The 11719-nt window shown below is 70.3% G+C and carries 15 protein-coding genes; 9 read left to right on the plus strand and 6 right to left on the minus strand.

What is annotated here, in order from left to right; all coding sequences use genetic code 11:
* Positions 1–100: 100 nt before the first annotated feature.
* Genes hisD through hisH form a run of 4 tightly spaced genes read left to right on the plus strand, consistent with a single transcriptional unit; the run spans position 101 to position 3860 of the window.
* On the plus strand, positions 101–1438 hold the full coding sequence (gene hisD, locus ACWESM_RS28005) for a histidinol dehydrogenase (protein ID WP_452494258.1): 1338 nt from the start codon (positions 101–103) through the stop codon (positions 1436–1438).
* Complete coding sequence (locus ACWESM_RS28010) at positions 1435–2568, plus strand: histidinol-phosphate transaminase (protein ID WP_364430478.1); 1134 nt, start codon at positions 1435–1437, stop codon at positions 2566–2568. Before hisD ends, ACWESM_RS28010 begins: the two co-directional genes overlap by 4 nt.
* 45 nt (positions 2569–2613) lie before the next feature.
* Positions 2614–3228 (plus strand): imidazoleglycerol-phosphate dehydratase HisB, encoded by a 615-nt coding sequence (gene hisB / locus ACWESM_RS28015; RefSeq protein ID WP_039797249.1) that lies wholly within the window; start codon positions 2614–2616, stop codon positions 3226–3228.
* The gene (hisH, locus tag ACWESM_RS28020) at positions 3225–3860 is read left to right on the plus strand and encodes an imidazole glycerol phosphate synthase subunit HisH (protein WP_452494260.1); all 636 of its coding nucleotides are present in this window, start codon (positions 3225–3227) and stop codon (positions 3858–3860) included. The genes hisB and hisH overlap by 4 nt, the downstream gene beginning before the upstream one ends.
* Positions 3861–3900: 40 nt before the next feature.
* Here hisH and ACWESM_RS28025 read toward each other — a convergent pair whose 3' ends face one another.
* Both ACWESM_RS28025 and ACWESM_RS28030 read right to left on the minus strand, forming a co-directional pair.
* On the minus strand, positions 3901–4362 hold the full coding sequence (locus ACWESM_RS28025; protein WP_364430473.1) for a hypothetical protein: 462 nt from the start codon (positions 4360–4362) through the stop codon (positions 3901–3903).
* 436 nt (positions 4363–4798) lie between these two features.
* Positions 4799–5317: a nuclear transport factor 2 family protein gene (locus ACWESM_RS28030; RefSeq protein WP_397279429.1), complete on the minus strand. Its 519-nt coding sequence runs from the start codon at positions 5315–5317 to the stop codon at positions 4799–4801.
* Positions 5318–5573: 256 nt separating this feature from the next.
* On the opposite strand from ACWESM_RS28030, the gene priA reads away from it, so the two are divergent.
* From priA to hisI, 5 genes are read left to right on the plus strand one after another with little or no spacing between them, the layout of a single operon-like run.
* Positions 5574–6305 carry a bifunctional 1-(5-phosphoribosyl)-5-((5-phosphoribosylamino)methylideneamino)imidazole-4-carboxamide isomerase/phosphoribosylanthranilate isomerase PriA gene (gene priA, locus ACWESM_RS28035; RefSeq protein WP_355078269.1) on the plus strand — a complete coding sequence of 244 codons (732 nt, stop codon included), beginning with the start codon at positions 5574–5576 and terminating at the stop codon, positions 6303–6305.
* A complete protein-coding gene (locus ACWESM_RS28040) occupies positions 6302–7117 on the plus strand; it encodes an inositol monophosphatase family protein (RefSeq protein WP_355078268.1) in 816 nt (271 codons plus the stop codon). The genes priA and ACWESM_RS28040 overlap by 4 nt, the downstream gene beginning before the upstream one ends.
* Positions 7118–7121: 4 nt before the next feature.
* A complete protein-coding gene (gene hisF, locus ACWESM_RS28045; protein ID WP_355078267.1) occupies positions 7122–7895 on the plus strand; it encodes an imidazole glycerol phosphate synthase subunit HisF in 774 nt (257 codons plus the stop codon).
* 59 nt (positions 7896–7954) lie between these two features.
* Entirely contained in the window at positions 7955–8899 is a 945-nt protein-coding gene (locus ACWESM_RS28050; protein WP_397279426.1) for a TIGR03564 family F420-dependent LLM class oxidoreductase, read from the plus strand.
* A 51-nt stretch (positions 8900–8950) separates the two neighbouring features.
* Entirely contained in the window at positions 8951–9298 is a 348-nt protein-coding gene (gene hisI, locus ACWESM_RS28055; RefSeq protein WP_195082714.1) for a phosphoribosyl-AMP cyclohydrolase, read from the plus strand.
* An 81-nt stretch (positions 9299–9379) separates the two neighbouring features.
* Here the strand turns inward: hisI and ACWESM_RS28060 are convergent, their stop codons facing one another.
* From ACWESM_RS28060 to ACWESM_RS28075, 4 genes are all read right to left on the minus strand, one after another.
* Positions 9380–9832 (minus strand): MarR family winged helix-turn-helix transcriptional regulator, encoded by a 453-nt coding sequence (locus tag ACWESM_RS28060; protein ID WP_452494323.1) that lies wholly within the window; start codon positions 9830–9832, stop codon positions 9380–9382.
* 201 nt (positions 9833–10033) lie between these two features.
* Positions 10034–10588, minus strand: a complete 555-nt coding sequence (locus ACWESM_RS28065) for a permease (protein WP_356967798.1) — start codon at positions 10586–10588, stop codon at positions 10034–10036.
* Between the two features lie 118 nt (positions 10589–10706).
* Positions 10707–11162: a peroxiredoxin gene (locus ACWESM_RS28070; protein ID WP_452494265.1), complete on the minus strand. Its 456-nt coding sequence runs from the start codon at positions 11160–11162 to the stop codon at positions 10707–10709.
* Between the two features lie 135 nt (positions 11163–11297).
* Positions 11298–11609, minus strand: a complete 312-nt coding sequence (locus tag ACWESM_RS28075) for a hypothetical protein (protein ID WP_355078262.1) — start codon at positions 11607–11609, stop codon at positions 11298–11300.
* Positions 11610–11719 lie beyond the last annotated feature (110 nt).

Raw genomic sequence — 11719 nt, forward strand, 5'->3', positions numbered from 1 at the left:
GCCGCCCGGACCACGCGGATAACGGCTGGCGTCGGCCCATTAGGCTGGTAGCGGCAACTTTCCTGTTGCGGAATCAGCTGGAGACAAGGACCGACACCACATGACAACCCGCATCGAGCTCGCCCGCGTCGATCTGCGCGGTCGTACTCCCTCCGTCGCCGAGCTGCGCGCCGCGCTGCCGCGCGGGGGAGTCGACGTGGACTCGGTGCTGCATCAGGTGCGCCCGGTGGTCGAGGCGATCCGTGATCACGGTGTGTCGGCGGCGCTGGAGTTCAGCGAGCGCTTCGACGGGGTCATCCCGGCGACGGTGCGGGTGCCCGCGGCCGAGCTGGAAGCCGCGCTGGAGCGGCTGGATCCGGCGGTCCGCGCCGCGCTGGAGGAATCCATCGCCAGGGCGCGCAAGGTGCACGCCGACCAGCGGCGCGCCGACAAGACCACCGAGGTGGTGCCGGGCGGCACCGTCACCGAGCGCTGGGTGCCCGTCGAGCGGGTCGGCCTGTACGTGCCGGGCGGGAACGCCGTCTACCCGTCCAGCGTCGTGATGAACGCGGTGCCCGCGCAGACCGCGGGCGTCGGCTCGCTGGTGGTGGCCTCGCCGCCGCAGGCCCAGTTCGGCGGGCTGCCGCACCCCACCATCCTGGCCGCCGCGCAACTGCTCGGCGTCGACGAGGTGTGGGCGGTCGGCGGCGCCCAGGGCGTCGCGCTGCTGTCCTACGGCGGCGTCGACGCCGATGGCGCGCAGCTGGAACCGGTCGATCTGATCACCGGGCCGGGCAACATCTACGTCACCGCGGCCAAGCGGCTGTGCCGCGGCCTGGTCGGCATCGACGCCGAGGCGGGGCCCACCGAGATCGCCATCCTCGCCGACGCGACCGCCGATCCGGTGCACGTCGCCGCCGACCTGATCAGCCAGGCCGAGCACGATGTCCTCGCCGCGAGCGTGCTGGTCACCGACAGCGAGCAGCTGGCCGACGCGGTGGACGCGGCGCTCACCACGCAACTGGCCGTGGTCAAGCACGCCCACCGGGTGACCGAGGCGCTGCGCGGCAAGCAGTCCGGCACCGTCCTGGTCGACGACATCGAGCAGGGCCTGCGCGTGGTGAACGCCTACGCCGCCGAGCACCTGGAGATCCAGACCGCCGACGCGCCCGCGGTCGCGGCCAGGGTGCGCAGCGCCGGCGCGGTGTTCGTCGGCGCGTACGCGCCGGTCAGCCTCGGTGACTACTGCGCGGGCTCCAACCACGTGCTGCCCACCGCGGGCTGCGCGCGGCACTCCTCCGGCCTGAGCGTGCAGACCTTCCTGCGCGGCATCCACGTCGTGGAGTACACCGAAGCGGCGCTGAAGGACGTGGCAGGCCACGTGGTGGCGCTGGCGAACGCCGAGGACCTGCCCGCACACGGCCAGGCCGTGCAGGCGCGTTTCGAGGCCCTGTCGTGACGCGCGCGGTGAGCGCGCCCGGCGCGGACCTGACCCTGGAAGATCTGCCGCTGCGGGAGAACCTGCGTGGCAGGAAACCCTACGGCGCACCGCAATTGACGGTCCCCGTGCAGTTGAACACGAACGAGAACCCGCATCCGCCGAGCCGGGCGCTGATCGACGATGTCGCCGAATCGATCCGGGCGGCCGCCGCGGACCTGCACCGCTATCCGGACCGCGACGCCGTCGCGCTGCGCACCGACCTGGCGCGGTATCTGACCGCGCAGACCGGTGTCGCGGTGCAGACCGGCAACGTCTGGGCGGCCAACGGCTCCAACGAGATCCTGCAGCAGCTGCTGCAGGCCTTCGGCGGACCGGGCCGCAGCGCACTGGGTTTCGTGCCCTCGTACTCGATGCACCCGATCATCTCCGAGGGCATCGACACCGAGTGGATCGAGGCCAAGCGCAACGCCGACTTCTCCCTCGACATCGAGCACGCGCTGGCCGCCATCGCCGAGCGCAGGCCGGATGTGGTGTTCGTGACCAGCCCGAACAATCCCACCGGGCACAGCATCCCGCAGGACGACCTCGCGCGCATCCTCGCGGCCGCCCCCGGCATCGTGGTGGTCGACGAGGCCTACGGCGAATTCTCCGCGCAGCCGAGCGCCATCGGGCTGATCGACCGTTTCCCCGCGAAGCTCGTGGTGACCAGGACGATGAGCAAGGCCTTCGCGTTCGCCGGTGGGCGTCTGGGCTATCTGGTCGCCGCACCCGCGGTGATCGACGCGATGCTGTTGGTGCGGCTGCCCTACCACCTGTCGGTGGTCACCCAGGCCGCCGCGCGCGCCGCCCTGCGGCACGCCGAGGAGACCCTCGGCAGCGTCGCCGAACTGGCCGCGCAGCGCGACCGGGTGGCGGCGGCGCTGCGAGAACTCGGTTACGACGTGATCCCCAGCGACGCCAACTTCCTGCTGTTCGGCCGCTTCACCGACGCGGCGCGCAGCTGGCAGCGCTACCTCGATCACGGCGTGCTGATCCGTGATGTCGGCCTGCCCGGCTACCTGCGCACCACGATCGGCCTAGCCGCCGAGAACGACGAACTGTTGCGGGTCAGCGGACTGCTGGCGGGCACCGACCTGGCGCCGCGATGAACCAGCGCCGGACATCCCTAGGCGACGATTCGATTGGACGTGAGCATGAGTAGGACCGCCCGGGTGGAGCGGGTCACCAAGGAATCCAGCATCGTGGTCGAGCTGGATCTCGACGGCACCGGCAAGACCGAGATCGCCACCGGCGTCCCCTTCTACGACCACATGCTGACCGCGCTCGGCGCGCACGCGAGCTTCGACCTGACCGTGCGCGCGGAGGGCGACATCGAGATCGAGGCGCATCACACGGTCGAGGACACCGCGATCGTGTTCGGTCAGGCACTGGGCAAGGCGCTGGGCGACAAGGCGGGCATTCGCCGGTTCGGCGACGCCTACATCCCGATGGACGAGACGCTGGCGCACGCCGCGGTCGACGTGTCCGGCCGCCCCTACTGCGTGCACACCGGCGAGCCGGATCACCTGCTGCACACGGTGATTCCCGGTTCCGGGCCCGGCGCGCCGTACTCAACGGTGCTCAACCGCCACGTCTTCGAGTCGATCGCGCTGAACGCGCGCATCGCGCTGCACGTGCGGGTGCTCTACGGCCGCGACCAGCACCACGTCACCGAGGCCGAGTTCAAGGCGGTGGCGCGTGCGCTGCGCACCGCGGTGGAACTCGATCCCCGGGTGAGCGGGATTCCGTCGACGAAGGGAACCCTGTGAGCGGCAAGTCCGTGGCCCTGCTCGACTACGGCTCCGGAAACCTGCACTCCGCCGAACGAGCGCTGGCGAGGGCGGGCGCGCGGGTGGAGGTGACCGCCGACCCCGAAGCGGTGCTGGCCGCCGACGGTCTGGTCGTGCCCGGCGTCGGAGCGTTCGGCGCGTGCATGGCGGGACTGCGCGGGGTGCGGGGCGAGCGCCTGATCGGTCAGCGGCTGGCAGGCGGGCGGCCGGTGCTCGGCATCTGCGTCGGCATGCAGATCCTGTTCGAGCGCGGCGTCGAGTTCGGCGAGGAGACCGACGGGTGCGCCGAATGGCCCGGCACGGTCGAACGGCTGTCCGCGCCGGTGCTGCCGCACATGGGGTGGAACACCGTCTCCGCCCCGTCCGACAGCGTGCTGTTCGCGGGCCTCGACGCCGACACCCGGTTCTACTTCGTGCACTCCTACGCCGCCCAGACGTGGGATCTGCCGCCCAGCGAGCACTTCGCCGCACCCAAGCTGACCTGGGCCGAGCACGGAGTGCCGTTCCTGGCGGCGGTGGAGAACGGTGCGCTGTCGGCGACCCAGTTCCACCCGGAGAAGTCCGGTGACGCGGGTGCACACCTGCTGCGCAACTGGGTGAACGCGCTGTAGGCCGGTCCCGCGCACCGAGCGCCCGAGACCGGCCGTCCGGTCAGTGCTTCCTGACCTTGCTGACCAGCCAGCGCCCGTCGACCCGGTCCACCGTCACGGTCATCGACATGCGGCTGGTCTGCGGGAGACCGTCGGTCTCGTCGCTGGTCACCGTCCGTACCACGTCGACGTCCACCTCGGCCCGGTTGTCGTCACCCGAGACGATGCGGCAATCGGCCGAGTTGGCCTCGGCGCGAATGTGCGCGGCCTCCGCGCTCGACTGGATGTTGGCGCGGAAGTTCTCGAACTCGGTCCGGAATTCCCCGGTGCTGAGGTCGAGCATCCGCCGCGCGTGGTCGCCGAACCGCGCGTAGTCGTAGGTCGCCGCGGCGGAACCGAATTCGCATCCCGCCAGCCGCGCCTCCTCGGGCGGGGCGGCGGTGGCGGCGGGAGCGGCGACGAAGGCCGCGGAGCATGCGGCTGCCGAAAGAGACAGGGCGGCAGCGAGTTTGGATCGTGACATGCACTTCCTCGGTGCGAAATGGAAGCGGCGACCGGGGTGATCGCCGAGCGGAGACGATACCGCCCGCGCCACCGGGGATCGCGGCGATCTCGCGGCGGATCACGACATCCCGGCTTCGCTGAAACCATCGAGCGATTCGCGAGCACCGTCCCCGGCGAGGACCTCACCTCGGCGCAGCGCCGACGCTGCGCCCTGATCGCGGGCACGGTGTCGCCTGCGCACCGGACCGGGCGGCAGTAACTCGGCGCTATTCGTGACCGCGGGGCTGGATCCTGTTCGACCGCCGGAGCACGCCCACGCCCACGCTCACCGAGATCGAACGGACGGCGAAGGGAGGTCCAGGTCGACCGGGGTGCGCGGATCGCGGCGGCCGTGGTGACGGCCGTGCTCGCCGCTGCGGCCCGGAACCGCTCTCGCGTGTTCGACGCGCCCCTGATCACGGGCGCGTGCCGGTGGACCAGATCGGGGTCGTCTGCACCCGGGACAGACGCCACCCTTCGCCGGTGCGGATCGCGTCGAAGCGGTAGACCTCGCCGAGGGTGTAGACCGGCTGCGGAGGTGTGCCGTCGGAGGCGGCGAGCGCGAAGGTGGCGATCAGGTTGGCCCGCACCTCCGCCGTGTCGCCGCGCAGGTCGATCAGCACATTGCCGATGACGTGCTGGATGCGCAGATGTTCGCCGTGGTTGCGGCTCGCCTGGGCGATCAGCGCGTCGCGGCCCTCGGCCGTGCCGCCGGGTGTCTTCGCGGTCGCGTCGGGGGTGTAGATCGTCCGCAGTTCGTCGAATCGTCCCTCGTCCAGGGCGCGACCGAGCCGGTCGACCAACGCGGTGATCTGCCCGCGGTCCAGCAGTTCGCGCACCTCCGCCGTCGGCGTCGCGGTGGCCGAGGCGCAGGCGGCGGTGAGTGCGGCCAGCGGGAGGGTCAGCAGGGGGAGGGCGAGCCGGACTTTGCGCATCGAACGCACCTTTCAGGATAACGTTGGTGATTCCAACATTGGCTACGCCAACTTAACAGATTGTGGGCGCAGCCAACAAATTTTGGCGAGGTGGCCGCGTGGACGTCGCGCAGGTGAAGGTCCGCGGGGTACCCGCCAGGCTGGGTCGCACACCGGCGGCCACCGGCTCGCGTCGATCGGCCCGAATCCGTGATCGAGCTCCCATCCGCCCAGGCCCTGCACTCGGACGCGGCCGGGTAACCACTAGGCTGCTCTCGTGAGTCTTGTGCTGCTACCCGCCGTCGATGTCGCCAACGGAGAGGCCGTGCGCCTCGTGCAAGGAGAAGCCGGAAGCGAAACCAGCTACGGCTCGCCTCGTGAGGCGGCGCTGGCCTGGCAGGAAGCCGGCGCGGAATGGGTGCACCTGGTCGACCTGGACGCGGCCTTCGGGCGCGGCTCGAACCGGGAACTGCTCGCCGGCGTCGTCGGCGAACTCGACGTCAAGGTGGAACTGTCCGGAGGCATCCGCGACGACGAGAGCCTGGAAGCGGCCCTGAGCACCGGTTGCGCCCGGGTCAACCTCGGTACCGCCGCGTTGGAGGACCCGGTCTGGTGCGCGAAGGCCATCGCCCGCCACGGCGAGCGCATCGCCGTCGGCCTCGACGTGCGCATCGTCGACGGCGAACACCGGTTGCGGGGACGCGGCTGGGTGAGCGACGGCGGCGACCTGTGGGAGGTGCTCGAGCGCTTGGAGCGCGACGGCTGCTCGCGCTACGTGGTGACCGACGTGACCAAGGACGGCACGCTCACCGGCCCGAACCTGGACCTGCTGCGCGAGGTCTGCGCGGCCACCGACGCCCCGGTGATCGCCTCCGGCGGCGTCTCCACCATCGCGGACCTGGTCGCGATCGCCGAACTGGTGCCGGAAGGCGTCGAGGGGTCGATCGTCGGCAAGGCGCTCTACGCGGGCCGGTTCACCCTGCCCGAGGCGCTGGCCGCGGTGAGATGACCCAGGAGCTGTCGGCACTGCTCGCGGAGGCGAGCGAGATCCTGGACTCGGTGCGCCCGCGGTTCATCGAGGGCATCGGCGCGCCGAGCGCGGTCGCCAAGGGCCGCAACGACTTCGCCACCGAGCTGGACTTGGAACTGGAACGCACCGTCTCCGCCGAACTGCGCAGACGCACCGGCATCGAGGTGCATGGTGAGGAGTTCGGCGGACCGCAACTCACCTCGGGCACCGCATGGGTGCTCGACCCGATCGACGGCACCTTCAACTACTCGTCCGGGCATCCGCTCTCCGGCATGTTGCTCGCGCTGGTTCGCGACGGCGAGCCGGTGCTCGGGCTGACCTGGCTGCCGCTGCTCGACCGCCGCTACGCCGCCATGACCGGAGGCCCAGTGCTGCTGGACGGGCGACCGCTGCCGCCGCTGCCGCGCGGCAAGCTGGCCGAGGCGATGATCGGTTTCGGCGCGTTCAACGTCGACTCGCACGGCCGCATCCCCGGCCAGTTCCGCTTCGACCTGCTCGGCCCGCTGAGCAGGCTGTCCTCCCGGGTGCGCATGCACGGCTCGACCGGCATCGATCTGGCGTTCACCGCCTCGGGCGTGCTCGGCGGCGCGATCGTGTTCGGGCACCATCCCTGGGACAACGCGGCGGGCGTCGCGCTGGTGCGCGCGGCGGGCGGAGTGGTCACCGACCTGGTGGGCGAGCCGTGGACCATCGCCTCCGGCTCCGTGCTCGCGGCCGCGCCCGGCGTGCACGAGGAACTGCTCGACATGATCTGCACGGTCGCCGATCCGGCGGCCGCGGAGAAAGGGTGAGGCAATGACGTTGGCCGTACGGGTGATCCCGTGTCTGGACGTCGACGCGGGACGCGTGGTGAAGGGCGTCAACTTCGAGAACCTGCGGGACGCGGGTGATCCCGTCGAACTGGCCGCGCTCTACGACGCGCAGGGCGCCGACGAGCTGACCTTCCTCGACGTGACCGCCTCCACCGGCGACCGCGGCACCATGATCGACGTGGTGACCCGCACCGCCGAGCAGATCTTCATCCCGCTCACCGTGGGCGGCGGGGTGCGCACGGTCGAGGACGTGGACCGCCTGCTGCGCGCGGGCGCGGACAAGGTCTCGGTGAACACCGCCGCGATCGCGCGGCCGGAGGTGCTGCGCGAGATGTCCGAGCGATTCGGCTCCCAGTGCATCGTGCTTTCGGTGGACGCGCGCACCGTGCCGCAGGGGCAACCCGACACCCCCTCCGGGTGGGAGGTGACCACCCACGGCGGCAAACGCGGCACCGGCATCGACGCCGTCGAATGGGCCGTGCGCGGCGCCGAACTCGGTGTCGGCGAGATCCTGCTCAATTCCATGGACGCTGATGGCACCAAGGCCGGTTTCGACCTGTCGATGATCCGTGCCGTGCGGGCGGCGGTCACCGTCCCGGTGATCGCCAGCGGCGGCGCCGGCGCGGTCGAGCACTTCGCCCCTGCGGTGCACGCGGGCGCCGACGCGGTGCTCGCGGCCAGCGTGTTCCACTTCGGCGATCTGACCATCGGCCAGGTCAAGGATTCGATGCGGGCGGAGAAGATCGTCGTCCGGTAGCGACTGGCGGAAATTCGCCGACCAGGAAGGCGGGTCGAAGCGGCGCGGTTGCATCGGGCATGACCATCGGAATCGCGCTGTCGCCGTTCGCCCTCGACGCCCCCGGCAACGCCGTGGACACGGCGGTGTCGCTGGGTGAGTCGGCGCTCGCCGCCGGAGTGTCGTCCGTGTGGTTCGGCCAGACGCTCAGCTACGACGCCATCGCGCTGGCCGGGATCGTCGGCCGCGCCGTGCCGGGACTCACGGTCGGCACGTCCGCGGTGCCGATCACGGCGCGTCATCCGCTGCTGATCTCCAGCCAGGCGCAGACCGCGCAGGCGGCCACCGGCGGCCGGTTCACCCTCGGGCTCGGCCTGGGCGCGAAATTCCTCGCCGACCCGGTCTTCGGCGGATCCTTCGACCGGCCGATCACCCGGCTGCGCGAGTTCCTCACCGCGCTGCGCACCGTGTTGCACACCGGCACGGTGGATTTCCACGGCGAGACGCTCACCGCCGCCACGCCGCTGCCCGCCGCGGTGGCCGGCGCACAGCCGCCGGTGCCGATCCTGGCGGCCGCCATGGGCCCGCAGGCCCTGCGCGTCACGGGTGAGCTGGCCGACGGCACCCTGCCCTTCCTGGTCGGCCCGAAGGCGCTGGCCGAGCACATCGTCGCACCGCTCACCGCCGCGGCCGAGCGGGCCGGGCGGCCCGCACCCCGGATCACCGTCCTGGTGCCCGGCGTGATCACCGCCGACCTCGATGCCGCCCGTGCGGCCGCCGCGGCCCAGACGACGTTCTACGACGACATCCCCTCCTATGCGCGGGTGATCGAGCTGTCCGGTGCCTCGCGGGCGGCGGAACTCGTGGTGATCGGCGACGAGGACCTGATCGCGGCCCGCGTCGCGGAGTACTTCGCGGCGGGCGCGACGGAGGTCGTGTTCTCGCAGACCGATCTGACCACCCCGGAGGACCAGCGGCGCACCTGGGCGGTGCTCGGCGAACTCCAGCGCTCCCGGGTGGGCTGATCGTGCACTCCCGGCGCGCTCGGTCGCGGGCGCCCTTGTTATAACGGTGCTATGAGTCTCGACCCCGCCATCGCCGCCCGTCTCAAGCGCAACGACGCCGGATTGGTTTCGGCCGTCGCGCAGGAACGCGCCACCGGTGACGTGCTGATGGTCGCGTGGATGGACGACGAGGCGCTGGCGCGCACGCTGGAAACCCGTAAGGCCACGTACTATTCGCGTTCCCGTCGGCAGTACTGGGTCAAGGGGGAGACTTCCGGCCACACCCAGTACGTGCACGAAGTACGACTCGACTGCGACGGCGACACGATCCTGCTGATCGTCGACCAAGAAGGCGCGGCCTGCCACACCGGCACGCACACCTGCTTCGACTCGGACGTGCTCCTGGCCGCGCGATCCTGAACCGGGGATGCCCCGAATGGGCGCTGTCGGACATCGTTCGTTCTCAGCCCGCGCATGGCCGCAGTGAAGGCGGAGGTACGTTCAGGAGCCGTTCGGTTGCTGGTCGTCCCGGCTCGCGGGCGTGAGTTCGCCGAGCCGGTCGAGTGCGTCGGCCAGCCGCTCGACCAGCAGTTCGCCGAGTTCGGCGACCTGCGCCTTCTGCGCCTCGTCCAAGCCGTCGAACACCAAGTGCCGCACGGCTTCCAGATATCCGGGTGCGGCCTCGACGACCTTCAGGTACCCGTCGTCGGTGAGTACCGCGTGCACGCCGCGCCGCCCCGCCGTCGCCGAACGCTGTGCCCAGCCCATGCGCTCCAATTTGGACACCACATGCGACAATCGCGATAGCGATGCATTTGCCTTGTGGGCAAGCTCACTCATCTGCAGGCGATGGCCCGGTTCCTCCGACAACAGCGTCAGTACCCAGTACTCGAAATGCGTCACGCCGGACTCGCGCTGCAGCTGGGTGTCCAAGGCTCCTGGCAGCCGCGTCATCAGCGCCACGATCGCACGCCACGCGCGTTGTTCGACCGGGTCGAGCCACTTCGTCACTGTGTGCCTTCTTTCAAGCCAAGTGACGTGGTTTTGTTCGTTGTCCTAGTGATTGTCGAAAATCTTGTGCACAGTCACCCGCGACATTGAGTTTGCCACGACTTCGCTCGACCGTCATAAAGATGCCGCATGACGTGAGTTCACTCACACGTGGCGCGGCGGCGTGTCCTCGGCCTTCGGTTTCGCCGGGTGGGTGCGCCGCCACCTGCGCAGCAGCAACAGCGCCACGGCGACGAGGAACAACAGCGTCGCGATGACGGCGCCGGTGAGCGCGGCGCCACGGAAGGCGGGCGCGTCGACATCCAAGATCCGCTGACCCGCGTGGGCGGCACTGCTGTTGCCCAGCACGATGGTCAGCGTCATCAGGTTGGGGATGGCGCACAGGATCGCGACCACCGCGGCCGCTCCGGCCAGGAACCTGCCTGCCTTACGCCGCCACACCAGCACGGCGAACAGCAGCAGGAAAAGCGTGACGACGGTACAGAATCCGCCGTAGAACAGCCCCCAGCCGATGCCCTTGGCGAAGCTTCCGTGCACCATCGACCCGACCCGCTGCGCCCACCAGCGCGGGACGAACGCGGACAGGACGAAGTACGAGACGACCAGCACCGCGAGAATCGCCGCGCCGACGATGATCCGCGTGCGCCAGACGGCTGCCGCGGGTTTGCGCTCGCCCGGCTGCACGTCGGTCGAAGTCATGCGTCCAGCCTAGGCCGCGCCGTCATCGGGAAGCGGTCACGGCGCGCGCTCTTTACGTACCTCCGGCCTTGGCTGCGGCCATGCGAAGGGCTGATACGGACTGCCCGGCAGCGCTCGTCTACCGGTTGCGCAGGTAGTTCAGCGCTTCGTCGGCGTGGACGGCGGCGCGCAGCTCGCCGGTGATGATCTTGCGGATGGTGCGGTCGGTGTCGATGACGAACGTTTGCCGCTTCACCGGTGCGAGTTTGCCGAGCAGCCCGCGCTTGACGCCGAACCTCGCGGCGACGGCGCCGTCGGCGTCGGAGAGCAACGGGTAGCCGAGGCGCTGTTTCTCGGCGAACCCGGCCTGGGTGTCCACGTTGTCGGCGCTGATGCCGACACAGGTGGCGCCGAGTGCGGCGAATTCGGCGGAGAGGTCGCGGAAGTGACAGGCCTCGGCCGTGCAGACGGGCGTGTTCGCCGCGGGATAGAAGAAGAGGACCAGAGGGCCGTCCGCCAGCAGCGCGTCGAGCGAGCGGCGAGTGCCGGATTGATCGGGAAGCTCGAAATCAGGGGCGAGCTGTCCTTGCTGCATACCCGGGAACACTACCGCGCGGTCGGTCGAATCGGGTATTTCGTGCGCGCCGGACCTGGTGCTCGTGCCCGCCGTGCGCTGTCCGCGATCCGATCGCGGCGCCGGTCATCGGGCACGAGCCGAGGGGCAGGGCGGCTACGCGCCGATGAGCGCCGCCACCTCAGGGTTCTTGATCGCCATCACATCGAGGATGCCGTGGGCCCGCAGGAACGGCCTCAGCTCTTTGATGCGGTCGCTGTGGACGGCGTATTCGTCGGGGAAGCGGTTCTTGTCGAGGGACTCCAGTGCTTTGACGTAGGTGACGAAGGACGCGAGCGCGTTGGCCGGGGCGCTTTGCTGGTAGGCCGGATGACTCGTGCCCCCGGTGCGCGGGGCGTGCGGGCGCGGGACGCTGTGGTTCGGGATGTGCCGAGAACCCTCGGGCGCTACCGATTGCGAGGGGTACATCAGTTGTCTCCTCTCGAGATGGATACCGCATGCGACGTGGAACGCCGCGAGTGTAGTGAGCCTCGCCACACCTTCGGCGACCGCGTGAGAACCGGACGGTCGACCTGATT

Source organism: Nocardia sp. NPDC003999, from assembly GCF_053604885.1.

Bases quoted from the DNA above. Each gene is read 5' to 3' on its own strand.
- hisD (WP_452494258.1), top strand. From the start codon at position 101: ATGACAACCCGCATCGAGCTCGCCCGCGTCGATCTGCGCGGTCGTACT.
- hisB (WP_039797249.1), top strand. From the start codon at position 2,614: ATGAGTAGGACCGCCCGGGTGGAGCGGGTCACCAAGGAATCCAGCATC.
- ACWESM_RS28025 (WP_364430473.1), bottom strand. From the start codon at position 4,362: ATGTCACGATCCAAACTCGCTGCCGCCCTGTCTCTTTCGGCAGCCGCA.
- ACWESM_RS28030 (WP_397279429.1), bottom strand. From the start codon at position 5,317: ATGCGCAAAGTCCGGCTCGCCCTCCCCCTGCTGACCCTCCCGCTGGCC.
- ACWESM_RS28040 (WP_355078268.1), top strand. From the start codon at position 6,302: ATGACCCAGGAGCTGTCGGCACTGCTCGCGGAGGCGAGCGAGATCCTG.
- hisF (WP_355078267.1), top strand. From the start codon at position 7,122: ATGACGTTGGCCGTACGGGTGATCCCGTGTCTGGACGTCGACGCGGGA.
- ACWESM_RS28050 (WP_397279426.1), top strand. From the start codon at position 7,955: ATGACCATCGGAATCGCGCTGTCGCCGTTCGCCCTCGACGCCCCCGGC.
- hisI (WP_195082714.1), top strand. From the start codon at position 8,951: ATGAGTCTCGACCCCGCCATCGCCGCCCGTCTCAAGCGCAACGACGCC.
- ACWESM_RS28060 (WP_452494323.1), bottom strand. From the start codon at position 9,832: ATGACGCGGCTGCCAGGAGCCTTGGACACCCAGCTGCAGCGCGAGTCC.
- ACWESM_RS28065 (WP_356967798.1), bottom strand. From the start codon at position 10,588: ATGACTTCGACCGACGTGCAGCCGGGCGAGCGCAAACCCGCGGCAGCC.
- ACWESM_RS28070 (WP_452494265.1), bottom strand. From the start codon at position 11,162: ATGCAGCAAGGACAGCTCGCCCCTGATTTCGAGCTTCCCGATCAATCC.
- ACWESM_RS28075 (WP_355078262.1), bottom strand. From the start codon at position 11,609: ATGTACCCCTCGCAATCGGTAGCGCCCGAGGGTTCTCGGCACATCCCG.